Source organism: Clostridium saccharobutylicum DSM 13864 (genome assembly GCF_000473995.1).
Taxonomy (GTDB): domain Bacteria; phylum Bacillota; class Clostridia; order Clostridiales; family Clostridiaceae; genus Clostridium; species Clostridium saccharobutylicum.
The window spans coordinates 706828-732897 of sequence record NC_022571.1 but is presented as its reverse complement, the minus strand read 5'-3'; the positions used below and the strand labels follow the sequence as shown (position 1 = coordinate 732897).

The 26070-nt window shown below is 29.6% G+C and carries 17 protein-coding genes; 3 read left to right on the top strand and 14 right to left on the bottom strand.

What is annotated here, in order from left to right; all coding sequences use genetic code 11:
- Window positions 1–153: 153 nt before the first annotated feature.
- From CLSA_RS03380 to aroF (CLSA_RS03330), 11 genes are all read right to left on the bottom strand, one after another.
- Window positions 154–942 (bottom strand): polysaccharide deacetylase family protein, encoded by a 789-nt coding sequence (locus CLSA_RS03380; protein ID WP_022743991.1) that lies wholly within the window; start codon window positions 940–942, stop codon window positions 154–156.
- Between the two features lie 548 nt (window positions 943–1490).
- Window positions 1491–3071, bottom strand: a complete 1581-nt coding sequence (locus CLSA_RS03375) for a glycoside hydrolase family 43 protein (RefSeq protein WP_022743990.1) — start codon at window positions 3069–3071, stop codon at window positions 1491–1493.
- Window positions 3072–3488: 417 nt separating this feature from the next.
- A complete protein-coding gene (locus tag CLSA_RS03370) occupies window positions 3489–4322 on the bottom strand; it encodes a prephenate dehydrogenase (RefSeq protein WP_022743989.1) in 834 nt (277 codons plus the stop codon).
- 20 nt (window positions 4323–4342) lie between these two features.
- On the bottom strand, window positions 4343–5356 hold the full coding sequence (gene aroF / locus CLSA_RS03365) for a 3-deoxy-7-phosphoheptulonate synthase (protein ID WP_022743988.1): 1014 nt from the start codon (window positions 5354–5356) through the stop codon (window positions 4343–4345).
- A gap of 146 nt (window positions 5357–5502) precedes the next feature.
- Complete coding sequence (locus CLSA_RS03360) at window positions 5503–6018, bottom strand: shikimate kinase (RefSeq protein WP_022743986.1); 516 nt, start codon at window positions 6016–6018, stop codon at window positions 5503–5505.
- Window positions 6019–6171: 153 nt separating this feature from the next.
- Window positions 6172–7017 carry a shikimate dehydrogenase gene (gene aroE / locus CLSA_RS03355; protein WP_022743985.1) on the bottom strand — a complete coding sequence of 282 codons (846 nt, stop codon included), beginning with the start codon at window positions 7015–7017 and terminating at the stop codon, window positions 6172–6174.
- A 34-nt stretch (window positions 7018–7051) separates the two neighbouring features.
- Window positions 7052–8197 (bottom strand): prephenate dehydratase, encoded by a 1146-nt coding sequence (gene pheA, locus CLSA_RS03350; RefSeq protein ID WP_022743984.1) that lies wholly within the window; start codon window positions 8195–8197, stop codon window positions 7052–7054.
- A 61-nt stretch (window positions 8198–8258) separates the two neighbouring features.
- On the bottom strand, window positions 8259–9332 hold the full coding sequence (gene aroC / locus CLSA_RS03345; RefSeq protein ID WP_022743983.1) for a chorismate synthase: 1074 nt from the start codon (window positions 9330–9332) through the stop codon (window positions 8259–8261).
- Window positions 9310–10617 (bottom strand): 3-phosphoshikimate 1-carboxyvinyltransferase, encoded by a 1308-nt coding sequence (gene aroA, locus CLSA_RS03340; protein ID WP_022743982.1) that lies wholly within the window; start codon window positions 10615–10617, stop codon window positions 9310–9312. Before aroA ends, aroC begins: the two co-directional genes overlap by 23 nt.
- Before the next feature lie 220 nt (window positions 10618–10837).
- The gene (aroB, locus tag CLSA_RS03335; RefSeq protein ID WP_022743981.1) at window positions 10838–11890 is read right to left on the bottom strand and encodes a 3-dehydroquinate synthase; all 1053 of its coding nucleotides are present in this window, start codon (window positions 11888–11890) and stop codon (window positions 10838–10840) included.
- Between the two features lie 138 nt (window positions 11891–12028).
- A complete protein-coding gene (gene aroF / locus CLSA_RS03330; protein ID WP_022743980.1) occupies window positions 12029–13042 on the bottom strand; it encodes a 3-deoxy-7-phosphoheptulonate synthase in 1014 nt (337 codons plus the stop codon).
- 657 nt (window positions 13043–13699) lie between these two features.
- On the opposite strand from aroF (CLSA_RS03330), the gene CLSA_RS03325 reads away from it, so the two are divergent.
- Entirely contained in the window at window positions 13700–15067 is a 1368-nt protein-coding gene (locus CLSA_RS03325) for a DUF2334 domain-containing protein (RefSeq protein ID WP_171770634.1), read from the top strand.
- A gap of 1058 nt (window positions 15068–16125) precedes the next feature.
- On the opposite strand, the gene CLSA_RS03320 is transcribed toward CLSA_RS03325, so the two are convergent.
- Window positions 16126–17304, bottom strand: a complete 1179-nt coding sequence (locus CLSA_RS03320; protein ID WP_022743977.1) for an MFS transporter — start codon at window positions 17302–17304, stop codon at window positions 16126–16128.
- Between the two features lie 399 nt (window positions 17305–17703).
- A complete protein-coding gene (gene cls, locus CLSA_RS03315; protein ID WP_022743976.1) occupies window positions 17704–19137 on the bottom strand; it encodes a cardiolipin synthase in 1434 nt (477 codons plus the stop codon).
- Window positions 19138–19723: 586 nt separating this feature from the next.
- Between cls and CLSA_RS03310 the strand changes: the two genes are divergently transcribed.
- A complete protein-coding gene (locus tag CLSA_RS03310) occupies window positions 19724–21517 on the top strand; it encodes a carbon starvation CstA family protein (protein WP_022743975.1) in 1794 nt (597 codons plus the stop codon).
- A gap of 292 nt (window positions 21518–21809) precedes the next feature.
- On the opposite strand, the gene CLSA_RS03305 is transcribed toward CLSA_RS03310, so the two are convergent.
- Complete coding sequence (locus CLSA_RS03305) at window positions 21810–23720, bottom strand: 5'-nucleotidase C-terminal domain-containing protein (RefSeq protein ID WP_022743974.1); 1911 nt, start codon at window positions 23718–23720, stop codon at window positions 21810–21812.
- A gap of 314 nt (window positions 23721–24034) precedes the next feature.
- Between CLSA_RS03305 and CLSA_RS23730 the strand changes: the two genes are divergently transcribed.
- Window positions 24035–26047 (top strand): family 43 glycosylhydrolase, encoded by a 2013-nt coding sequence (locus CLSA_RS23730; protein WP_022743973.1) that lies wholly within the window; start codon window positions 24035–24037, stop codon window positions 26045–26047.
- The last annotated feature ends 23 nt before the right edge of the window (window positions 26048–26070 follow it).

Here is a 26070-nt window from a genome sequence, read left to right as displayed (position 1 = left end):
CACATGCATAAATTACACTTCCATAATATATAATTGTTAGCTTGTATACCACTTGTATTTAGAATTAAGTTTTCACTAATTAATATTGAATAAATAGTAATATACTTGAGTAAATTTAATGTAAATAATATGAATACTTCTAAAATTTTCAGACTAGTTTCCAGTTGTTATTTTTCTTGTAAATGTTGTAATATTATCAGTATTAATAATACCTATTCTTGGCATATTCATTAAATCACTAGAATCTGTAGCCATTCCTCCACCTGCTTTAAATGCCATTTTTACATTTAAGCTTTTTAAAACATTAATAAGATTGTTACTTGATTCACCAAATGGATATGCAAAGTATTTTACTTGTTTGTTTGTCATACTTCCAAGTTTAGCGGTTGCACCACTTACTCTTTTTGTTAGTTCTGCAGTACCCAAATTTGCAATATGTCCATGTGTTGTAGAATGATTCTCCAACTCTATTTTGTTGTTTGCAACTGTTTTGAGTTGATTTTCATTCATTATTCTAATCATATCTGATGGATTTCCCCAAGATGTTCCAATCTGATCTGTAACAACATATTCTGTAGCATTAAATCCATATTGTTTTAGTATAGGATACGCATTGTTATAAAAGTCCATCGTTGCACCATCAAATGTTAAAAGAATTGGTTTAGCTGGCATAGAAGCTTTTTTAGTAATAATGTTATAAAACTGATCATTGGTAAGTGTAGTATATCCGTTATCTTTTAAATATTTCATTTCCTGTTTAAATTCATTTAAGCCTATTTGCCATGTATCACTTACATTAGGATTTGCTTCGATTCTATGATACATTAGTACTGGAATTTTTACCGATGTTGCAGCATTTGCATTTATAGAAGTAGACACTGAAAAAAATAAACTTAATGCGACTGCTCCAACACACATTTTAATAATTTTTGATTTTAACATAATTATCCCCCTTCAACATTTTCATATTCTTTTTAATAAATTAGAAACCACTGCAACTTCTTATACTATATAAGTTGTGATAATGAATCTATATTACAATTAAGTCCACAAAGCAAAGTTCTGAACATGCAATATAGAATCCTTAACTCAACTTATATATTTTTATCTCCATTACGATTGAAGTCTCAGTTATTTCACTTGGATACTTAATCATCTACTTCTTCAATAGACTTAGGCACATTCAAAAAAATATCAAGTCCATCTGCTAAGCCTATTTTGCATTAGAGGAAGCTCGACTCGCATACGCTCACTGAGTAAGCGAGTCACACCAAATCATTTTTATATGAAGTTAACTCATAAATGAGTTAACTAAGTTCAAGAAACCAAATCATAGATTTGGACTTTCACTTATCTGCTCATGTTAGTGGATTCCTCTAATAGTCCACTATGAGACAAATCCACTTCCTTGCCTGATGAAAAATAATCATCACATTTTGGACTTGTTATTTTCTTTCATGTGCCTTATTAAATATTTCTCACACTTTGACTTAAGAGTTAAATTGCCAATAATCCATATTAAATAAGTTTTTATTATTAGCTCCATTAAACTTAAAGAAAATATTATGGACACCACTGACGCTCTTTACATTACATTGCATTTCTTTCCATTTCTGCTCTCCACCTGTAGCATTTACATTAAGAGTACCAATAAGTTGACCATCTAAACTATCAAGATGTATTTCTATTGTTCCACCTACAGTTGATGCAATATTTGCTTTGAATGACTTAGCTCCAGTTCCAAAATCAGCTTTTGATACAGCAAGCCAATCTCCATTATTTATGCTCGTAACATCAAGATTAATACTATTTACCATACTTCCTGGTGCCTGGCATCTTTCGGTTGAAATACCTCCATTCCATCCAATAGTTTCTGCTTCAGTCCTTTTATATGGATTAAGATTCGCAACTTGACCTACACCTTGCATGTCTTCTTGTACATTTTTAATAAGTCCGCTTCCATCATATTCAACCTTGTTAATATGAGGAGAACGATATCCTTTTTTAATTCCCATGGCTTTTCCAAGAGTTTGAGCATGATATGTTACATACCATTGATTATTAAATTGAAAAACTGCATGATGATTATTTCCACCTACTCCAAAATAAGTTTGGGGATTTTTAAGGAAAGTCCCTTTATACGTAAATGGCCCCATAGGATTATCACTTACCATATATGCAATTTCCCCTTGAGGCGGAGTTCCAGTTGGATGTGTACCAGAAAAATTAGAACAATATGAATAATAGTATTTGCCATTATATTTGTGAATACCAGAATCCTCAAACATAAAAGGAGCATCGATTGTTGATGCACTTCCAGTGGTATGAATCATGTCACTATCTAATTTTATGACTCTGCCTGTTTTAGGATTTGCAATTTGACTTTGAGTAGGATTCTTTCCTCCTGGTATTCCTCCACCAAAATACAAATAACCTGTTCCATCATCATCAATCAATACTGCTGGATCAAAAAGCCATTCAACACCATTAGCTCCAGGAGTATTGGTAGTAATCATAGGTTTTCCAAGAGGATCTTTCCATGGTCCAATCGGTGTATCTGCTGTAAGAACTCCAATCGCCCCTCCATTATTTGCAAAATACATAAAAAACTTCTCTTTTCCATTAATAACTTTATGTGTAACAGCTGGAGCCCAAGAATTACTTGCCCATTTTGCTGGACCATTTGATCCTGCAACTGGAATTTCACCATGATCTGTCCAATTGACCATATCATCAGATGAAATACAAGTTATTGATTTGATATTCTTATAATCATTATCAATTATATTTCCAGTACTGTCATACTCAAAACTGTCACTACTCATATAAATGTATACTCTTCCATTGTAAACCATCGCATATGGATCTGCTCCAAACTTTTGTGTCATAAGAGGATTAGAATCCCCTGGCATTTTGGCAAGTGCACTTGTACTTGCAGCTGATGTAGACTTATTTGTACTTCCTAATGTAGCGTTTTCTCTACCTGTACTTGCACTCGCCGTATACGTATTCAACCCAGGCCCAAATAATAATGCAAAAGTCAATAAAAATGTTGCTGATCTTCTAATCATATTCCTAATTCCCCCTTAAATAAAACAATATTTCCCTTCATTTGTAACACCACACCATTAAATATCAGTTCTACCTATAAATGCACCTCCAATTCAGACACTTTACAATCTTCTGCAATTTTCTATTTATTGCATAATGATTTTTTACTCTTTGTTGTTAAATAATACAAGCAACAATAAGCTACTTATATTCAAGCAAATATTACCATATATGTTACTTCAAGTAAACATTTTCATCTTCAAACATACAAAATTAGGATTAAAAAGAAAGAAATATTTCATTCTTAAGCAAAAAAATCAGGACCTGCTTTAACAAGTCCTGATTTTTTTAATTACTGTAATCTAAAATGTATTATAAAACTAAAATAATTTTGAAAACCTGCTGCTTTAGTTAATTTAGACACAGCATAAGTACTATTATAATTTTTCACGTCTCTTTGTAGATTTTATAAATAATTTTCTTAAAGATTCCGTATCATCTTCTTGAATTGCATTCTTAATTTTGTCTAACTCTTCTTCAAAACTCTCTATAGATTTCAATAAATTGTTCTTATTTCCGAGGAAAAGTTCACTCCATAAATCTTCATTTATATTAGCTATTCTCGTTAAATCCCTATAACTATCTCCTATGAAGTTACCTGTTTCTCTACCTTCAATATCACTGTTTACCAAAGCTACAGCAATTGTATGAGGAAGTTGGCTTGTATATCCTATCATTTCATCATGATATTCAGGAGTTATCCTTTTTACTCTTTTAAATCCTAATTTATAAACTAAATCTTCTATTAATTCTAAGTTTTTTTCTTTATTTCTCTCAACTGGCGTTAGAATATAGTTTGCTCCCTTAAATACTTCACTAGTCGCAAAATCTATTCCTTTTTTCTCTCTTCCTGCCATTGGATGTCCAAAAACAAAATCAATATTTTGTGGTAATATATTAACTATATCTTCAATAAACATTTTTTTAATACCTGTAGCATCTGTAATAATTGCTCCATCCTTAAAATTATGTTTATTATCAATAATAAATTGCTTAACTAATCTAGGATATAGAGATATAATTATCAGATCTGCATCTTTTATAATTTCTTCTCCATTTGTAAAACCCTCTTTTATTAAACCAAGTTTTTTGGCTTTTTCTAATGATTCTTCATTAATATCTATTCCATAGACATTTTCAAATCCAGCCTCTTTTAAAGCCATTGTGAATGATCCCCCAATTACCCCAAGACCTATAACTACTATGTTCATATATATAGCCTCCTCAAGAATTAAATTTCTTTATCTTCTATTTTAGCTACGGCTTTAACTTTAGTCATTAATCCATCAAATTGATCTGGTGTAAGTGATTGTTGACCATCACTTAATGCATTTTCTGGATCATTATGAACTTCTATCATAAGTCCATCAGCTCCTGCCATTATAGCTGCTTTAGCCATTGGTTCTACTAAATAAGCTTCTCCACCAGCATGGCTTGGATCAATTATTATAGGTAAATGTGATAATTTCTTTATTACTGGAATTGCTTGTAAATCTAATGTGTTTCTAGTAATAGTTTCAAAAGTTCTTATACCTCTTTCACATAAGATTACATTTGAATTTCCACCAGCCATAATATATTCAGCTGACATTAACCATTCTTCTATAGTTGCTGATAAACCTCTTTTTAATAATATTGGTTTATTAGTCTTACCAATTTGCTTTAATAAATCAAAGTTTTGCATATTTCTTGCACCAATTTGTATAACATCAACTTCATCAACAAAAGTATCTATATAATCAGTTGACATGAGTTCTGTTACTATTGGAAGTCCTGTTTCTTGTTTTGCAATCTTTAATAATTTTAACCCTTCAAGTTCTAACCCTTGGAAACTGTATGGCGATGTTCTTGGCTTAAATGCTCCTCCTCTTAAAAAGTTAGCACCTGCTGCCTTTATTCTCTTAGCAACTTCAACAATTTGTTCTTCACTTTCAACTGAACATGGACCTGCCATTATTCCTAGCTTTCCGCCACCAACTATTGAACCTTGAACATTAATTACAGTATCTTCTGGTTGGAAAAGTCTATTAGCTTTCTTAAAAGGTTCTTGTACCTTCATAACTCTATCTACACCTTTAAGAACTTGCAACTTCTTAGGATCTATTATAGATGTATCCCCAACAACACCTATGATGTAGTATGTAGCGCCTCTTGAAAGATTAGTTTCCAGTCCTTTTCCTTCAATTACAGCCTTAACCTTTCCTATTTCTTCATCGCTTGCCTTTGGTTTCATAATAATTATCATATTAAATCCTCCTGTACTTCTCTTTTAATTAATTTTATTTTTATTAATTTTTTTTCTACTATTCTACTATTCTTCATATATATTATAATGGATTCGCAAATTTTTTTCACCAAAAATATCAAATAAGCAATATATAATAACAATTTTTATAACATTTTTACTTTTTTCGTGTCATTTATTATATTTTTAAATCTAGCTATTATCTCATCAATATCGCTATCATTCACGACTATTTCATCCGCATATTTTTTATAAAGTTCATATCTTTCCTCATAAAGTCTTATTACTTTTTCTTTTCCATCTTTAAGTAAAGGTCTTTGTGAAACATCAACATCACTAAGAATTCTATCTACAGATCTATCAAGAAAAATAATTAAACTTTCTTCTTTTAATATATCTATATTCTTTGCCTTTTTAATAACTCCTCCACCTGTAGAAATTAACACATTTTCATATTTCATAAGATCTTTACAAGTTTCAGTTTCAATATCTCTGAAATAATCTTCACCATTTTCAAAAAGTTGTAATATTGTTTTGCCTGTACTTTCTTGGATATATTCATCCATATCAAAAAACTTCAATGATAATTCCTTTCCTAGTTTCTTACCAATTGTCGTTTTTCCACTACCAGGCATTCCAATAATAACTATTTTATTTTTCATACTTAGCCCCCATATAAATATTATTTTATTTACGGCACATTCAAATAAATAACGAGTCCATCTGCCAAGCCTATTTTGCATCATGCTTCATCAGCGGATTCCTCTAATAGCCCGCTATGAAACAAATCCACTTTCTTGCCTGCTGCAAAATAATCATGGCATTTTGGACTTGTTATTTTCTTTCATGTGCCCAAATTGTTCATTAATACATTGATATACTTCATCCATGACTTCATCGCTAATAGATGTTTCCTGCCATATTTCTTCTGATTTTACAGCCTGACCGACTAGCATTTCTAATCCACCACAAACTTTTTTATTTAATTTTTCTCCAATTTCTAAAAACTTAGTTTTTCTTGGATTATATATTATATCAATTAGTGTAGAGAAATTATTTATTACCTCTTCATTAACCGCACTTACTCCAACATTAGGATACATTCCTACTGGAGTTGTATTTATTAAAATATCGCCTTTAATTTCTTCTATATCTTCATAAGTTACATATTCAACTCTAGAATCTTCGTATTCTGAAACATTGGTTTTTGCTCTTGAAACTAGATATATTTTTTTAATATCATGATCTAAAAGAAATGTAACTATAGCTTTTGCTCCTCCACCAGTTCCAAGGACCATAGCAATTTTGTCTTTAACTTCTATTTTGTTTTTATTTATTATAGTTCCAAATCCAAAATAATCAGTATTATATCCATATAGCTTATTATCTTTTAAAAAAATTGTATTAATAGCCTTTATTTTTTGTGATTCTGGTGATATAAAATCTAGATATTTCATTATATCTTCTTTATAAGGAATAGTTACATTAGTTCCCTTTATCTTAAGAACTCTTAAAGAATCTGCAAATTTACACAAATCATCTTTCTCTACTTCAAAAATTTTATAAGCACCTTCAATATTTAATAATGAAAAAATTTCTTTATGTATTTGCGGTGAAATACTATGAGGTAATTTATGACCTAAAACTCCATAGAAATCCATCTTATAACCCCCTCTTCTATATAACTTATTTTTCTTATTTTATATATTTTTTATAAGAACCAATTAATTTAAAATAAGCACTGCTTTGTTCAATTAGCTTTAAAGCTGTCTTTACTTCATTACTTTCGATGTTGCCTTCAAAATCGACATATAAGAAATATTTCCAAGCTCCCTTTTCCATTGGTCTAGATTCAATTTTCATCATATTAATATTATTTTCTGCAAAGTGTCTTAATAGCTTATATAATGTTCCAGCTTTGTGTTCAAGAGAAAACACAACACTTACCTTATCGCAACTTGAATCTGATTCAAATTTCTTTGATATTATTATAAATCTAGTTGAATTTTCACTTTGATTATTTATATTTGCTTTAAGAATTTCTAACCCATATATTTTTGCAGCTCTTTTACTTGCAATTGCAGCCTTTGACTTATCCTTTAAATCACTAACAAGCTTTGCACTTACAGATGTACTATGGAACGGTATAAGCTTCCAATCAGAATGTTGTTTAAAAAAGTTAGTGCTTTGTTCAAATGGCTGTGGATGTGAATATACTTCCTTAATATCATCCAAAGATGTTCCTGGGATTCCCATTAAATTTTGGTCTATCTTTATACATTCTTCTCCTACAATATAAAAACCATATTTATATAAAAGATCATATACTCCTGAAATAGCACCAGTTGAAGAATTTTCTATTGGTAAAACTCCATATTGTATTTCATCATTTTTAACAGCTATAAATACATCTTCAAATTCATCATAAGCTTTTGAATCATCAGCAGTTCCAAAATATTTAATCATCGCTTCTTCACAAAATGATCCTACAACTCCAAAGAATCCAACCTTACCTTGCTTTTGTTTATTTGTTTCAATTACATCTTTTCTATCTTCTTTAATAGATTGTGCTTCTTCTACTTTTCTACTTTGTAATTCTCTAGAAACTTCCATTAAATTAACGAAAAATTTCTTAGTTTCTTCACCATAATCATTATTATTTAGATATCCTAAATTTTTTTCAATAACTTCATCTTCTCTACTTCTATTGAAAATAGGTAAGTTATTTTCCATTTTATAATTTATAACATTAATAACACTGTCCATTCGTTCTTCAAAAAGCTTAGTTATTTCTTTATCTATTTCATCAATTCTTTTTCTGTAATCATCTATATCTGCCATTTTACACTTCTCCATTCTTTTATAAATGTGTGATTATTCTAAATAATTTTTAATGTAGAATTTAAATCACTAAGTCAAGTATTCCAATCGCTGTTACTGCTTCAATTACCGGTACTGCCCTTTGTACAATACATGGATCATGCCTTCCTTCAATTACAAGCTCGGCATCTTTCTTTTCACATATATCTACTGTTCTTTGTGCTTTTGAGATTGATGGTGTTGGCTTTATTCCAACCTTAAATAATATTGGCATTCCATTAGTGATTCCACCAGTGATTCCACCATTATTATTTGTATAAGTTTTTATTTCATCTCCATCATAATAATACTCATCATTACACTGTGAACCTCTTAATTCACTCATTAAAAAGCCTTTTCCAAATTCTATTCCTTTAACAGCTGGTACTGAAAACATTAAATGTGCCAATGTAGACTCGACTGAATCAAAAAATGGATTTCCAACTCCTGCACTTATTCCTAGAACTGTACATTCAATAGTTCCTCCTACTGAATCTTGATCCTTTTTTGCTTCTAAAATTGTGCTTCTCATTTCATCTTCTTTTTCTGGAGCTAAAAGTGGTAATTCTTTAACTTTTAATTTTTCTAAAAGTTCTTTGTTTAAATTAACTTCATTAAAACTTTTATCTTCTATTTTTCCAACGCTCTTAACATGAGCTCCTATACTAATTCCCTTTGCTTCTAAAACCTGCTTACATATTGCTCCCGCAAACACTAATGGGGCAGTGATTCTTCCTGAAAAATGACCGCCGCCTCTATAATCATTGAATCCATTATATCTAATAAATCCAGGATAATCTGCATGTCCAGGTCTCATCAAATCTTTAAGCTTACCATAATCCTTAGAATGCATATCTGAGTTTCTTATTACTGCACATAATGGTGTTCCTGTGGTCTTGCCTTGGAAAAATCCACTTAAAATTTCTGGAACATCTCCTTCTTTTCTTGCAGTAGATAACTTACTTTTTCCTGGTGCACGTCTTGCCATTTCTTTCATGACATCTTCCATATTAATTTCAACACCCGATGGAAGTCCATCAATTGTGATGCCTATTCCAACACCATGAGATTCACCAAAAATAGAAACTTTTAATTTATTTCCCCATATTCCACTCATCAAATGAACCTCCTACGTTCTTAAAATCCTTCCAAAACTCTGGATATGACTTAGAAACACATTCATAATCCTTTAATATTATAGGTGAATCACATACTGTAGATGCTATCGCTAGTGTCATTGCAATTCTATGATCTTTATGACTCCAAACTTCTACATCACCTTTAAGTTTTGTAACTCCTTCAATAATTAATCCATCTTCTTTTTCTATAATTTTAGCACCCAATTTATTAAGTTCAGATGTTACAGCTGCTAATCTATCACATTCTTTTATTCTAAGTCTTCCTGCATTTATTATCTCTGTTGTGCCTTCACTTAAAGCTGCAGCTAAAGAAATAACTGGGATTATATCAGGACATTGAGAACCATCAATAATAGTTGCTTTTAAATTATTATCCACTTCTCCAATTAGTCCATTATTTTTATTCTTAAAACTTACTCCCATTCTTTCTAAAATATCCATTACTTCCTTATCCCCTTGAAGGGAATCTGTTTTCAAATCATTAACAACTACGTTATTTAGAAGTGCATCAGCAGATAGGAAAAATGCTGCTTGAGAATAATCTCCTTCTACTCTGTAATCTCTACTTTTATAAGTTTGATTTCCTTTGATTATAAATTCTTCATAATCTTTATTTATAACATCTATTCCAAAGTCTTTCATTGCACTTAAGGTTAAATCAATATATCCTTTTGATTCTAACTGAGTTGTTATTATAATCTTGGAATCTCCATCTAATAAAGGAAGAGTAAATAATAATCCAGTTATGAATTGTGAACTAATATTACCTTTAAGTCTAAATTCTCCAGCTTTTAACTTTCCTTCAGTTTTTAAATCTAAAATGCCTTCTTTATGAGTGTACTTTATTCCTTGTTCATTAAATATATTGTAATATGTATCTAATGGTCTTTTACCTAAGTTTCCTCTTCCAACAAATCTATTTACTCCATCAAATAAAGCTGCAATAGGAACTAAGAATCTAAGTGTTGAACCTGATTCATTACAATCTATAGTTCTCTCTTCTTTTATTTGATCATTGACCTTGTTAGCTGTGGATTTTATTCCTGTCACTTCAAGATATTCTTCTTTTTTAGTTATCACAGCTCCAAGAGATGACATAGCATCAATTGTTGCAATAATATCATCTGAATAATCTATATTAGTAACTCTGCTTGCACCATCTCCAAGAGCTGCACAAATTACTGCTCTGTGAGCCATACTCTTAGATGGTGGTATTTTAACTTCCCCTTGTAACTTTTGGGGATAAATCTTCAAGTTTCCCATCATCTCACCTCTAATTCCTTCAAGATAAAACTTCAAATTATTTTTTAATAGCTTTTTAATATATATGTTGCAATATGATTTATTCTATAATTATTTTTATTTTTTTGAAAAGCCGTAGATTTTTCTTCCTATATCATTCATTTTTCATGATTTAATAATGTCATAGATTTGTAAAATTAAATTTTACTGACACAATCCGTTATATTTTGTGAAATTTATACTAAGAAAAGAACTTAACATCAGTTTTTTCTAAAAATGAGTCGCCAATTCTCTTTAGTAATACAACTTTTAGAACATTATCAATATTTTTTTTATCTAGTGATATAGTATCTAATATCTTTGAATTATCTTCAATCTCAACTTCATAAGGAAGTCCGTATTGAATTAATATTTCCTTAATATCTTGCGATATACCTTTTTCACTAATTCCTTTTTCCTCTGAAATTTTGCTTATTTCATACATACCTATTGCAACAGCTTCCCCATGAGTAAACTTCTTAAAATTATAGTATGTTTCTATAGCATGCCCTAGGGTGTGTCCAAAATTTAATAACATTCTTTCCCCTGTATCTTTTTCATCGTTTTCCACAACACACTTTTTTATAAAGCAACATTTGTGAATAATTTTTTCAATATTGTTCATAACTTCCTTTTTAGTTTTTAAACTTTTTAAGAAATAAAAGAACTCTTTATCTTTTATACATCCATACTTGATAACTTCAGCCATACCATCTGTAAAAAATCTATCACTTAAAGTTTCTAACACATTAGGATCTATTAAAACTAACTTAGGATGATAAAAGCTTCCTACTAAGTTTTTCCCTCTTTCTAAATCAACTGCAACTTTTCCACCTACGCTACTATCAACTTGAGCAAGTAATGATGTAGGTATTTGAACAAATGGCACTCCTCTTAAAAATGTTGATGCTACAAATCCTCCTAAATCTCCAATAACTCCTCCACCAAGAGTTATTATTAAATCACTTCTTGTAAACTTAAAATCTAAAAGTTCATTATAAATTAAAGGAAGAGTATTAAAAGACTTAGTTTCTTCACCTGGCTCTAAAACCATTAACTTAACATTATATCCTTCATTAACTAAATTGCTCTTAATTTTATCTCCATAATGTGCATCTACATTTTTATCTGTTAGTATAAATATCTTTTTCCCTTTGTAGATTTTACTTATCTCTAAATTAATTTCATCAATTAATCCCTTTTTTATGATAATCGGATAACTTCTTTCCTTTAAATCCACAACTAACTCTTCCATTTATCAACACTCCTCTTTCCCAATAAACAGTTAGTAGATATCATTAAAATCACATTATAATTAATTTATTATTCTAAGATCTTTTAAAGTGAAAATCTTCATAAACTGTTAACTGTTCATTGTTGACTCTTAACTAACTTAAATTTCTCTTCCAACTGCTGCTGCTATAACTTTTAATTCTTCCATAAGCTTAGCGAACTTGTTAGGTTTTATTGATTGTGGTCCATCACATAACGCATTTGCTGGATCATTATGAACTTCTATTATAAGTCCATCTGCACCAACTGCTATTGCTGCCTTTGCTAATGGTTCAACCATCCAGTACTTTCCTGCTGAATGACTAGGATCAACAACTACTGGTAAATGACTTAACTTCTTAACTGCTGGTATTGCACTTAAATCTAAAGTATTTCTTGTGTAAGTTTCAAAAGTTCTTATTCCTCTTTCACAAAGAATTACATTTTCATTTCCTCCAGCCATAATATATTCAGCTGACATTAACCATTCTTCTATAGTTGCAGATAAACCTCTCTTTAATAATATTGGCTTATCTATTTTTCCAAGTTCCTTAAGTAAATCAAAGTTTTGCATATTTCTAGCACCAACTTGAATTACATCTACATTTTCTACAAATGTTTCTATATCATAAGGTGACATAAGTTCTGTAACTATAGGCAATCCTGTGTTTTCTCTTGCCTTCTTTAAAAGTTCTAATCCTTCATATTTCAATCCTTGGAATGCATATGGTGAAGTTCTTGGTTTAAATGCTCCTCCTCTTAAGAAATTAGCCCCAATATCCTTAACTTCCTTAGCTATATCAGTTATTTGCTCTTCACTTTCAACTGAACAAGGACCTGCAATCATTGCTATTTTATTTCCACCTATTTTCACACCATTAACATCAACTATTGTTGGTTCTGGATGAAACATTCTATTTGCTTTCTTGAAAGGTTCTTGAACTTTCATTACTCTTTCAACAATTCCATTTGCTTCAATGCTTGAAGGATCAATTTTAGTTGTATCACCTACTAATCCTAAAATACTTTTTTCAGTTCCTATAACTGGATTTACTATTACTCCTTTAGCTTCAAGTTGTTTTGTTAATTTTGCCACCTCTTCTTGACTTGCCTTTTGCTTTAAAATTACTATCATGTTTATTGCCCCCTTGCATTTATTTTGTTTTTATTTGATATTGTATAATTTATTTAAAATTTTGGGTAAGGTGTATATTTTTATCACTTTATCCAATTTTTAAAATAACTTTTTATAAAAAAAATAGAGCTCATATTCTAATGAGCTCTATCTAGTATCGATAGTATTTATCTAAATATAAAAAAATTCTATATAAATTTAATCACTCATTAAAAAGATATTATTCAGTTTTTTGCAAAATAAATAGCCAGCGCTAAAATAAAAGCCCCAGAACATAAAATAAAAAAAGCTATAAAATTTTTGCATAACTAATTTTTTAATATCCTTTTTCATGATTTCTTCTCCATTTCTGATTTAATAATTACTAAACAAATATCAATTCAATAATTGTCTGTAAGATTTATCTTTTTTATCATTATAACAAACTAAAATAAATTGTCAATGATAATTGATAATTTTTTATTTTTTTCCACGAATTTATATGCATTTATCAATAATATTTTCTTATTGATATTGTAAAAGAAAAATTTCTTGTAATTATTTTCAACTTTGATATATAGATATTTTTTGAAAAATTCATAAAAAATATCTATATGTAAATAATAGACAAAGTATAGTAAATTACATTCAAAAATAATAAGGTGGAAAATAACAATGATGATTAAAAAATTTTTGTGTATTCTTTTAACACTTTTCACATTTATTTTTATGGGATGCAACAACAAAATCTCTATAAAAAATAAACTTGAAGAAAAAACTCCAAACCAAGCTTCAGCTAGTTCAAATAAAGAATTAAGTTTAAATTACACTAACTTTAATGGTTTCAATATGCCTAAAGACAATGTCATATTTAAAATTGATGGTAAAACTTTAAACCTCACATTGCCAATATATCTAGATAAAAATAGATATTATATTTCTTTAAACGAATTTATTCATGAGCTCAATGGAAAAATTGAAAAAGATGAAAATTTATTAAACATAACACTTAATGATAAGAATTATTCAATTAACTTATCAGACAATATAGTTACAAACTATAATAATAAATTTTCTCTAAAAAAATCATTATTAAACGAAAATGATATATATTATATAGGATTTTCTGATTTTTCAAATATGCTAAATCTCTATACCAGATGGAACAAGGATACAAAAACGATCAATTGTAAAACAAATGATTTTGTTATGAAAGATATTACTCCATATAAATCAAAAATAGATCAAATAGGCCTCATAAGATTTGAAGATGTTGGATTAAGCTCACAAGATTATTCTAAAGATTATTTTGAAAAACTAAGGATAATAGCAAATTATATGTATCAAAGAGAGATTCCTTATCATATTGCATGGATTCCAAGGTATGTAATCCCTAATTACAATATTGATAATGATCCTTTGAGTAAGAATAATTTTGAAATTGCAGAAATGGTATATAGTCTAGATTATTTTTCAACTCACAACGGAGTAATTGGTCTTCATGGATACACTCATCAATGTAAAAATGAAGAATCTGGCGTTAGTTTTGAATTTGGAAGAGTTGAACCTTCTACAGGCGTATTTAAAGAAAAAATTGAAAAAGCTATTGAGACAGCTTCTTATTTAGATATTCCAATAGGTTTCTTTGAAACCCCTCATTATGAAATTACTTCTGAACAAAACAAAATTGCTGAAAAATATTTTAAGATTCTTTACTATCCATTTAATGATTATGGCTTAGATAATGCATCTTTAACAAAGCCTCAGCTTAGCCCTTATAACAAGTCTTCTTACTATATTTCTACTCCACTTAATTATATTCCTGAAGGCAAGGAAGATATTACTTTAGCTAATTTAAAAAATGCTAATATAAATAATATGGGAAGTGTGTTTTATCATCCAAGTTTAGAAGATGATTATATTTCTCTAAGCGAAGATGAAGCAGGATCTCCTAACTTTACATATAAGGATAACTCAACATTAAAAAGACTAATAGATATCTTAGAAGAAAAGGGCTTCAAAATGATTAAAGTAACAGATATCTAAATAATGGACTTAAAATTTAAAGTTATGTGGTCGCTTACCAAAATTAGGAATATGTTTTTGTTTCGGTTTCTAATGAATTTTATGGATGATTCTAAGAGCACAAGTTGACCCCAAAATGCTAGCCTCAAATTCAAGCTTTGAACTAGCATATTTGGAACAACTTATGCTCTAAGAATCAAACCCATAAAAATTCCTTACGAAACACTCCACAAAAACATATTCCTAATTTCTAGTTTTATCTATAAATATTAATATAAGATTTTATTTAATCCTAACCATCTATTAAGAACATTGAACAGCTCATTTTCAAATGTCTACTACACAAAAATATTCTTGATTTCTAGTATAGATATAAATTCAATTTCAGTAATTATATATTTTAGGCACAATCTAAAAATAACAAGTCCATCTGGCATAAATGTTCTTATATGCAGCATAGCTGCCCTTCTTTAATGTGTATATTTTTCATAAAAGGAAGTTTGATTCGCATAACACTCACTTATTAAGCGATTCACACCAAATCACAGATTTGGACTTTCACTTATCTGTTTATCAATAGATTGTCCTAATAAGCTCGCTATAAAAACAATCTGCCTCCTTGTCTGATAACAAATATTCATTCCAAATCATATTTGTTACTTTATTGTTTCTACATTAATAATTAATATTATATACTCTACACTAGTAATCATAATATTTATAACTTTTATCAATATATATGTTTATCTATATGAGGATGTGAAAAAATCTAGTTTGTGCAACAATTATATAAAAAATAACTACTTAACATATGAAGTTATAACGATTTGCTTGTTGTAAAATTTTGTTTAATCACAATGTCCTATAAATAAGAAATCTCCTCTATGGATAAACATATTATTAACTATATTTAAAGTTCTACACTAGAAATAAGGGTGAATTCTTTTGCGTAGCGTTGCATTGATAATTTGGCTGTAGGATTTCTACTGTTAGAAATCCACAGTCAAATTATCTAAGCAACCGAGCAAAAGAATTCACCCTTATTTCGGTTAGCTGCCGCCTAATTCAAAGTTGTTTGTCTATACTACAACTTTAGTGTTATTATCATACACTTTTTCTTTAGGAAGCATTTTAATTGAAATCAAAGTGAACATGAAAATAATGAAAAATCCGACTAAATACATAATTGAATATCCAAATTTCACTTGAATTGCACTAAACATCTGGGGATATATAAAATTTGCACCTGCTGACCCTAGTACATTTACAAGTGAATATGTTCCTGCTACTAAATTGTCATCTACAACATTTCTAATATATTTAAATAAAAATGTTAGATAACATGCATACATTACTCCATGTAATTGATCACCTAATACAACTAAAATAACATTTGAAGTTGAGAATAATAATATCCTTGTTGCTGCTATAAAAAACGCCATAATTAAATATTTCTTAGGATCTTTATGGTTTAGAAATTTTCCAACAAACATAAATGACAAAAATTCTAAAACAACTCTTGAGAATATAGATTTACTGTATATAGAGTTAGCTAAATCAGCATTTTCTGTTATCTGTATTAAATAAGTTGAATATGCAAATTCTATTGCAGTATAAGTACCAATAATTAGAACATTTGAAATTGCAAGGATGATTGAATTTTTATTTTTTAATATATCCTTTAATTTCAATGTGCTTCTTTGTTCTTTTGAATCAATATTTTTAAATTTTGAAGCTATTATAAATACAATTAAGGCTGTCATTACAGCTCCTAAAATATGTATGCTTTTAAATCCATATTTTAAAATCATAGTACCACTTAAAAGTACTATGCATCCAAAACCTATAGATCCCCATTTTCTTATTTGTGAGTATTCCATTTTTTGTTTACTGCACATTCCTTCAACATATACTTCATAAATCGTACTTGATGTCTGCACAATAATTCCATATAGAATTGCGTAAAGATAAATAATTGATTTATTTATAAACATTAAAAATAGTATCATACAAACTAATGCACTTAAATGAATCATTACAAACTTTTTCTTATTGTGAATTGCAGAAAATTTACCTACTAGGATTTGTTGTGAAATAATCGCAAATAATGCTCCTATTGAAACTACTTTTCCTACTTCACTTAATGATAATCCAACTACTTGATTTAAATACGGTACATAAAAAGTCGTTACAATACTCATTACCCCATAATTTATAAATGTAGATAATGAATAATAGAATTTAATTTTGTCTTTCATGCTATACTCCAATCTATAAAATTAATTTCTTTTTTATATTTACGCACATTCAAAAATTAACGAGTCCATGTGCCCTATATAATTTTTCCTTGGTATCCATTATTAGATATTACATTATTTGATAATATATATCAAAGCTTTTTTGATTGGGTCTTATTCATCTTTACTTTTATATTGTGCAGTAATTGCAATGTTATTACCAAGATAATATTGTAAAGCCATCTAAAATTATTTAAATCATATGTAAATAAAATAACAAGTCTAAAATGCTATGTATATTTTGCATCAAACAAGAAAGTACAATTCACTAATAACATGTTATTAGATTAATATGTTTACGAAGTTTGACAAGACATATACTCGCATATTGACTTGTTATTTTTTTGATTATGATTAATATTATAGTATTGGTGATACTAATCTAATTAATGATTCTTTAATTCTAATAGAAAAACTTCTATTATCATATACTTCTTTTGTTAGTTGTTCTGAATCTTTGATATCTTTCATAAATTGCATTTCCCCTTCTTTTGCAATTCTATCATCATAAATAAATGCATTAACTTCAAAATTTAATTTAAAACTCCTAATATCCATATTAGCTGTTCCTATACTTATTACTGCACTATCTGCAACTATTGTCTTAGCATGAATAAATCCATTCTGATATCTATATATTTTTATTCCTGCTTCTAATAATTCCCCTATATAAGAGCTTGCTGCCCATTGCATAAAAAAGTGATCTGGTTTACCTGGTATTATTATTCTTACATCAACACCAGATAATGCTGATATTTTTAATGATTCTAATATAGGCGAATCTGGAACTAAATATGGTGTTTCAAGGTATACATTTTGCTTTGCATTATTTATAAGCTTAATATATGCATTTCTAATGTATTCCTCTTTATGGTCAGGTCCACTAGTTACTATTTGTATCCCAACATCTCCAACTGTCTTTCTATCTTTTAATGAATATTTATCATAATCATCTATTTCTTCCTGTGCTGCATAACACCAATCAAGCAAAAATCTTTCATTTAAATCATCAACTGCTTCCCCTTCAATTTTTACATGAGTATCTCTCCAAAATCCTACTTTAGGATCTTTATTTATGTATTCCTTTCCTACATTAAATCCTCCAACATAACCATACTCTCCATCAATTACAACTATTTTTCTATGGTTTCTATAGTTTATACGAGTATTTATATGTGGTAAAATTCCCGGAAAAAATATAGAAAATTTTCCTCCACAATTTAAATATTTTTCAAGTGCTTTTTTTGTTAAATTACGAGATCCCATACTATCTACTAATAATCTAACTTCTAATCCACATGCTGCCTTTTTAGTGAGTTCTTTTATTATAGCTTTTCCAAGAATATCATTTTTAAATATATAATATTGCATATGAATATATCTTTTTGCATTTCTTATATCTTCAATTAATTGTTTAAACTTATCTTCACCATCTATATATACTTTTACATTATTATTTGTTGTATATTTTGCACCTGAATGATTTAAATTCATTCTTCTTAAATCTAAAAAACGTTCTCCACCATCATGGTAATGGATATTCGATTCATATTTGTCATTTATATTTTTTCTTTTGTCTTGATCGACTTTTATTTTTTCCTTAAAAATCTTTTGCCTACTTAAATTTTGTCCAAGCACAACATATATCATAAATCCTAAGCCAGGCAACACCAATAATATTAAAAGCCAAGCCCATGTTGTAGTTGGATCCTTTCTCTCTATAAAGATTAATGATAATGAGAAAAATATATTTAAAACTAAAACTACAACTGATAAAACTAAAATTATATCCATATTCTCTCACTTCCTTTTACTATGAAATATTCACATGTAGATAATAGAATAAATTTTAGGCACGTGAAAATAAATAACAAATCCAATTTGCCATGGATATTTTTCATTAGGCAAGGAGGTGAATTGCCCTCATAGCGTGTCTATTAGGTCAATTTACCGACGCAGCATGATGGGAAATAGGCTGGCAAATGGACTTGTTGTTTATTAGAATGTGCCTTATCTATTATTATACTATTGTATCATAATAACTTATTATAACTAAAATCATGCTCTTCATTAATATTGTTATATACAAAATTCATTCCTTTTTCAAGTAACGAACATCTTCCCTCATTAATTTATATTCCTGATGAAAGTACTAAAGCACATTCAAAAAAATAATCAGGACATTTTCGACTTGTTATTTTCTTTCATGTGCCTAATCCTAAACTAACGATTCTAACACATTCACTTTCATCTTGATAATAGCACAAATGATTATCTTTACCATAATTAGTTCTTTTTTGTTGGATTTTATTGTAAATTACATATTTTAGTGATAAATTATATATTGAGAGTTAAACATTTACAAAAGGGGGAAGTAAATATGAATTCTATTGTTTTAGTAATCATTGGCGCATTAATTTTAATTCTTGGTTATAGGTTTTATGGCGCTTTTATTGCAGCGAAAGTATTAGTTTTAGATGAAACTAGAAAAGTTCCATCTGAAATCTACAATGATGGTAAAGACTACGTACCTACAAATAAATGGGTGCTTTTAGGACATCATTTTGCTGCTATTGCAGGTGCAGGTCCTCTTATAGGTCCAGTATTAGCTGCTCAATTTGGATATCTTCCAGGAGCACTATGGATATTAATAGGATCTGTTGCAGCAGGTGCAGTACATGATATTATAATGTTATTTGCATCAGTTAGATTTGATGGCGAGTCCATAGCTGAAATTGCCAAGCGAACTTTAGGCAAGAGGATTGGCTTTATAACTTCAATTTCTGTTATTTTTATACTTATAATTACAATGGCTGGTCTTGGTTTACCAGTTGTTAATTCACTTTATAATAGTCCATGGGGAACATTTACTGTTGGTTCAACTATTCCTATTGCAATCTTTGTTGGGATTTATCTAAAATATATAAGACCTGGTAAAATAGTCGAAGGTACTATAATAGGAATGACTTTAATATTACTTGCAGTTATCTTTGGACCACAAATTGAAAATACAGCACTAGGACATTTTTTAACTCTTAATACCAAGCAATTATCAGTTGTATTGGCATTGTATGGATTTTGTGCTGCCGCTTTACCTGTATGGTTATTATTATTACCTCGTGATTACTTAAGTACTTATATGAAACTTGGAGTAATCGGTGCTTTAGTTGTAGGAATAATATTAGTTAGACCACAACTTCAAATGCCAGCAATAACACAATACGTTCATGGTGGCGGTCCAGTTGTTGGTGGTAAAGTCTTTCCTTTCTTATTTATAACAATAGCTTGTGGTGCATTATCAGGCTTCCATTCACTTATAAGTACTGGTACTACTCCTAAGTTAATTAAAAATGAAAAAGATATTTATCCAATAGGTTATGGCTCTATGGTACTTGAAGCCTTTGTAGCATTAATGGCATTAATCGCTGCTACTGCTTTACCAACAGCTGATTATTTTGCAATAAACTCATTACCAGATGTTTTTGAAAAATTAAATTTAGTTCCAAAAGATTTAGGAATGCTCGAATCTCTTGTTGGTGAAACACTTTCTGGAAGACCTGGTGGTTCTGTATCTTTAGCAGTTGGTATGACATACGTATTTCATAATATACCAATTCTATCTAAGATAATGCCTTACTGGTATCACTTCTGTATAATGTTTGAAGCTTTATTTATCTTAACAACTATAGACTCTGGTACAAGAATAGGAAGATATTTATTGCAAGATTTATTCGGTAAAATGTATAAACCACTAGCTAAAAAAGAGTCTAAATTCAACCTAATATTCTTTAGTGCATTGATGTCAGTTACATGGGGTTCACTACTTTATAGTGGCAATATCTCAACTATATGGCCATTATTTGGTGTAGCTAACCAAACTCTTGCTGGAATAGCATTTGCAATTGGTACCTCAGTACTTATTGATATGGGTAAAAGGAAATATACTCCTATAACAATATTACCTATGATATTTATTTCAGTAACAACAATAACTGCATCTATTGAAAATATATTTGATAACTATATTCCAAATGGAAAAACTGTACTAACTATATTATCTTTTATAATACTTGCTATGCTGATTATAATCTTATATGAATGCATTAAATCTTGGAAAAAAAATTGGAATAAATATTCTAATGATAAAATTCTAACTGTTACAGATAATATATAGTTTTAAAAAATTCTATATTTATTTTCACGTACTAAATTATATTTTCTAATCACAGCATAAAAAATTTCTCTATAAAAAATTGATAGTTATTCATTTTAGGCACATAAAAGAAAATAACAAGTACAAAATAATCTTGGCAGATGGACTTGTTATTTTTTGAATGTGCCTTGATAAGTCTGCAAATGAATGACTATCAATATTTTTTTAATCTTTATTGTATTTATATTAACTTCACTAGTTCGCTACTTAACAAAATACATTTTTCATTCTTTCATGTGTCTTAATTTTAGTTTTATGCAACCCAAGCTCCATTTTCATCAACTGTGTAACTATCAACTGTTATACTACTTGCCATAGAACCATCAGAATATAAATAGTACCAATTTCCATCTACATATATCCAACCTGTTACCATAGCTCCATTATCATTTAAATAATACCACTTTTCATCAACTTTATTCCAACCTTTTTGCATTATGCCTGTTGAATCCATTAGATACCATTTACCTTGAATTTCATTCCATCCAGTAACAGCACTTCCGTCTTTAACATATTTCCAATTCTGGCCTTCACTTTTCCAAGCTGCAGCATTGCTTGTCCTATCGTTAATCATCCTTGCAACATCAGCATTTGGTATTGTGTTTTTATCATTCTTATCTTTATTGGATTTACACCAATCTATTAGTGCATCTCTAACATAAATATGAGTATCATTGGAAACATTAGATCCACCATATTTTTTGAATGCACTAAATCCATCTCCACCTTGAGCCATAAAATCAGGAATAGCTACAGATAAACTTTCAGTATCACTAATTTCAGTTCCATCTTCTCTTGTTATAGACTTAACTCTTTGTCCCGATGGAAGATTTGAATTATAAGTAAATTTAATTCCTGATACTTGGAACCCCTTACTACCATCTGCAACATTTTGCTCCAATGCCTCTTTTATTTGAGCCTTTGTCATACTTAATTTAAAAATAGTGTTATCAAAAGGCATAAATTGCCACATAGTGCCTACTGTAATTTTACCTTTTGGTATGTCTATTCTAAGTCCACCATTATTTTGAAATCCAACATCGGCTTTAACTGCATTTCTTGTAACATCTGCAGCCCAATTTCCTAAAATCGATGAGCCATATGGAGAAGCATCCAATTTTCTTGTTAAATCTTTATCTGCATTTTGCCCTATAACTTCATTTGTTAATGGTTCTACATTTTTGCTAAACTCGTCTACAATTTTATCAACATCACTATCTGTTTTTGGATTACTTGCTTTATACCCATTTTCGTTATCTAAAGCTACAAAACTAGTATTAATACTTGGTGCATCAAATACAACTTTCTTATCATCAGTTATTTTAAACTTAGCATCTATGTATCCTTTACCATAAACACTTGCAATAAAAATTGGAATATTTGTAATTTTAGCTATTGCTGCTGTTTTAGTGTGACTATGTCCTGCGAATACTGCGTCTACATTTTTTAGCTTATTAGTTATATCAAAGATTTTTCCTGTGGTATTATCACCATTATCTCCTTCATGAACTAAAGCTATTGTTACATCCGCTAAATTATTTTCCTTTATTTCTGCTGCAACTGAATTAATTTCATTTGCAATATCAGTAAATTCGTAGTCTTTTACATATTTAGGTGTTGATGTTATTGGTGTTTCAAGTGTTATTCCACCAACAACTGCAATCCTAACACCATCTTTAGTTATAATTTTATATGGTTCAAATACCCTCTTGCCTGTTTGCTTATTATAAAGATTACTACAAACTATTGAATATGATGCATCTTTCATAGTTGTATTTATAATTGTATCTAGACCCCAATCGAATTCGTGATTTCCAAGAGCTGTTACTTCCATTCCAATTTTAGACATTACCTTTTGAACTGACACCCCTTTTACAAGGTTTGATAATGCAGACCCTTGATATAAATCTCCTCCACCTAAGATTAGTGTCCTATCTGGATTTGATTTTTTTACATTTCCTATTCTATCAGCTAAAACTCCTGCAACTGGATTTCCTGATGAATCTTTTAATGTTCCATGAAAATCTGTAACTTCAACAATATCAAATGTTTTTCCATTTTCTGTAGCATGTCCTACAATTGGGAACGCTGTAATTAATGTGGTTGTAAGGAATAAGCTCGTTAAGAATGCTATTGCCTTTTTAGTTTTTAATATTTTTTTCAAAATATCACCCCTAATATATCAATTTAATACATAATACACTAATTATACATAATAATTATCAATATATCTATTATTTAACATAGAATTTAATTTTTTGACATATAAATCTATAACTAAATATCATATAGTATTCAACAAATAAACCTGCAGGTGACTAAATAAATTAATTACTGACTTTTTGTTCCTGATTTTGTATTTTTAGAGGAAAATGTATTTATTTAATTTAGCATATGTTTTAACATATACTTGGTTAAGAAATTAAATAAATTTCTTAGCTAAAAATATTGTATTACTAAATAAGGGGGAAAAATGTTATGGTTTACAAAAAGATGCTTATACCATTGTTATCACTTAGCATTTGTTTAACAGGTGTTTCTTTTGAATGTAAAGATGCGAATGCAGCTGTGGTAACATCAAATTCATCTTATGAGTCACAATTTAATTCTATTGCACTAGCAAAAGGATATAAAGATTTGACTCAAGGAAATCCGTGCATGACTCAAAAGTTTGCTGCTGATCCAGGGGTGATGGAGTATAACGGGAGAGTGTATGTATATTCAACAAATGATCATTACATGTATGACAGTAAAGGGGCTGTAATTGCTAACTCATTCGATAACGTTCAAACAATTAACTGTATGTCTTCTGATGATATGGCGAATTGGACTGATCACGGTACAATTAACGTTGCTGGAAGCAATGGTGCTGCTAAATGGGCAACACATTCATGGGCTCCAGCAGCAGCACATAAAACTATAAATGGAAAGGAAAGATTCTTTCTTTATTTCGCAGATAGAGGAGGCGGAATTGGAGTATTAACAAGTGATTCACCAACAGGACCATGGAAAGATCCACTAGGACATGCCCTAGTTAATAAAGCTACTCCAAATTGCTCTAATATTACTTGGCTTTTTGATCCAGCAGTTTTTATTGATGATGATGGAAGTGCATATTTATCTTTTGGCGGCGGTGTTCCAAATGGACAGGCAGCACACCCTAAAACATCTAGAGTTGTTAAACTTGGGGCTGATATGATTAGTCTTGCTGGAACTCCTACTACAATAGATGCACCATATATACTTGAGGACTCAGGACTCAACAAAGATGGAAATACTTATTACTATACTTATTGTACAAATTGGGAATCTAGATCTAATAGCAGTGATCCAGGTGTTGCAGAGATTGCATACATGACAAGTAATAGTCCAACAGGGCCATTTACCTATAAGGGTACTATTTTAAAGAATCCTGGAAAATATTTTGGATGCTACGGAAATAATCACCATTCAATTGTAAAATTTAAAAACAAATGGTATATCTTCTATCATTCTCAGTGGCTTGAAAATAAGATGGGCACTAATAAGGGATACAGAAGCGCACAAGTTGATGAGATAAACATAAGTAATGGAAAAATATCTCCAGCGACTGGAACACTTACTGGTGTAGCACAAACAAAAGATTTGAATCCTTATACGTTAAATCAAATGTCAACTATGGCTTGGCAAGGAGGCATAAAGGTACAAGGTTTAGGAAATACAGATGTTCAAATGAGCGCTGGTAATTGGGTTGGAGTTTCTAATGTAGGATTTGGAACAGGTCCAGCATCTATTACTATGAAGGTATCATCGCAAAAAGGATCAGTAATTAAAGTATGTACTGATAATCCATCCAATAAAGCTTTAGGATATGTTGTTGTACCACCAACAGGAAATGCATTTACAAATGTATCAGCAAATGTTTCTAATATTACAGGAACAAAGAAATTGTTCTTTGTATCATCTAATGATTGTGTAGTAGATAATTGGCAATTTTCTAAGAATCCTGCTTCAGGAACAGGTAGTAGCACTACAAAAGATAGTACTAATACAAGTGGAACTACTCAAACATTAAGTGATGGATGGTATTACATCAAAAATGTTAATGCACAAAAATATCTTCAAGTTGCAAATAATGTAGGAAAAGCTGCTCAAAATGTTGAACTTGGTACAGGTTCAGGAGCTGCTGGTCAAAAATGGTACTTAAAAAATGTAGGAAATGGCTATGTTACATTAAAGAGTGCTTTAGGTAACTATATGCTTGATGTATACAATGGTGAGAATAAAGATGGCTCAAATATTCGTATTTTTAATGCATATTCAAACAATGCACAAAAGTTTGCTCTTAAATCTTCTTCAACAAACGGAGCATATGGAATTACAACTATGAGTAGTAACCAAACTAAAGCATTAGATGATTATAACTTCCAAACTTTTGATGGTGCCAATGTATGTCAATGGACTTATGGTGGAACTAATAATCAGCTATGGATATTTGAAGCAGCCAAATAGTGAAGTATTAGTCTGAAAGTAAA